Genomic DNA, 1884 nt, shown 5'->3' on the forward strand with positions numbered 1-1884 from the left:
AAAAGCAATCATCTTTTTAAATGGATTTGATGGCTTATTATTTTTTTTAACCGGTGCTTTGGGTGTTTTATTTGTATTTATGTGGACGGGTACAGATCATTCCATGGTAAAAAATAATTTCAATTTAATCTGGGCATGGCCCACCAATATTTTGGTTGCTTTTTTTCTAAACAGTAAAAGAGGTTGGCTAAAAAAATACTTAATTCTCTTTATTACAGGATTGATCATAGCATTATTAAGTTGGTTTTTTTTACCACAACAAATGAACAATGCGCTGCTGCCAGTTGTACTTTTATTGCTTTACAGAAGTTTTCGCAGGTACCAGTCATTTTAAAAATTTATTATGCACACCAGCCATATCGTTTATCAAAATTCTTTTGTTTATTATACGGTATATGGCAGGGGCAAAACAGTGGTATTATTGCACGGCTTTGGTGAAGATGGAAAAGTATGGCAGCCACAGATTGATTTTTTACAACCCCATTTTCGCATCATCGTACCGGATATTCCCGGTAGCGGAAAATCGTCGTTTATACAAGATGCTAATATTGATACCTACGCCGAAATAATAAAACTGATACTGGACAACGAAGCAAAAAAATTTCCCCTGCAGGTGAATGAAGGCATTGCATTAATTGGCCATAGTATGGGCGGATATATTGCCCTCGCATTTGCAGAAAAATATCCGCAATATTTAAACTGTTTTGGATTATTTCATTCATCTGCCTTTGCAGACAGTGAAGAAAAAAAACAAACCCGGCGCAAAGCGATCGAATTTATTAAGGCCAATGGTGCCGGTTCATTTTTAAAAACAACTATTCCCACAATGTTTGCAACATCTTTTGCAGAACAATACCCGGATAAAATAAAAGCCCTGATTGAAGAAGGGAAAACTTTTAGTGCTAAAGCATTGATTCAATATTACCAGGCAATGATTGAACGACCAGACAGAACGGCTGTATTAAAAAAATTCAATAAGCCGATATTGTTTTTAATGGGCGAACTGGATAAGGCAATTCCTTTACAAAGTAGTCTGCAACAGTGTTATCTACCCAGCCAGTCTTATGTAAACATATTGTCGCAATCCGCTCACATGGGTATGTGGGAGGAAACTGAAAAGGCAAATAATGTACTATTTAATTTTTTAATTGCTAATTTTTAACAGGTTACCAACCGGCCCACCCAACGTTTTTAACTATATTTATATCTATTATCTGCTTAAAATTGGGTACAAAGAATGAAAAAGACTTTCCTGATAACATGTTTATTGATATGCACTTTATGTAGTTTTTGCAGGCATATTAAAGGAGGTTTTTTCAATTATAAATATTTAGGACCAGGTATTTCAAATCCTTCATACCTGAATTATAAAGTAACACTTACGGTTTATATGGATTGCAATGCAAACGGAAACCAGATAGATCCATCTGTAAATTTTACTTTTTTTGACGGCACCTCATCTTCTGTAATTATAAATATGACGGTCCAACAAACTTCCAGCTATTTGTTGCAAAAACTATATGACGATCCTTGTATTAGCGGCGATCAGGCCATTTGTTATTATAGAATTGTAACGTATGAATTGGCAAATATTGAATTACCTGTTTCCGCCAATGGATATACTATCAGTTATCAACGCTGCTGCCGCATTGAAAATATGGATAACATAGCAAACTCTGGTACAACAGGAAATACATATACCATAAAAATCCCTGGAACAGCATCCACAGTACCCAACGCCAATAAGAACAGCAGTCCTGAATTTCCTGTAAATGATACAGTAGTTATTTGTGAGAATAATTTTTTTCGATATCCTTTTTCAGCAACCGATCCTGACAAAGATTCATTAAGCTATTCTTTTTGCAATTCTTTTAGCGGTGGTAG

General features: G+C 35.1%; 2 protein-coding genes and 1 pseudogene. All 3 read left to right on the top strand.

Features of this window, described 5'->3' with window-relative positions:
* Nucleotides 1-334, top strand: a pseudogene (locus tag H7254_RS04450) (hypothetical protein); the annotation flags it as partial.
* Nucleotides 335-343: 9 nt separating this feature from the next.
* Nucleotides 344-1162 (top strand): alpha/beta fold hydrolase, encoded by an 819-nt coding sequence (locus H7254_RS04455; RefSeq protein WP_301931841.1) that lies wholly within the window; start codon nucleotides 344-346, stop codon nucleotides 1160-1162.
* Nucleotides 1163-1237: 75 nt separating this feature from the next.
* Nucleotides 1238-1884: hypothetical protein (locus H7254_RS04460; RefSeq protein WP_301931842.1), on the top strand; the 647-nt coding region annotated here is incomplete at its 3' end.

This window comes from Ferruginibacter sp., assembly GCF_014377975.1.
Lineage (GTDB): Bacteria > Bacteroidota > Bacteroidia > Chitinophagales > Chitinophagaceae > Ferruginibacter.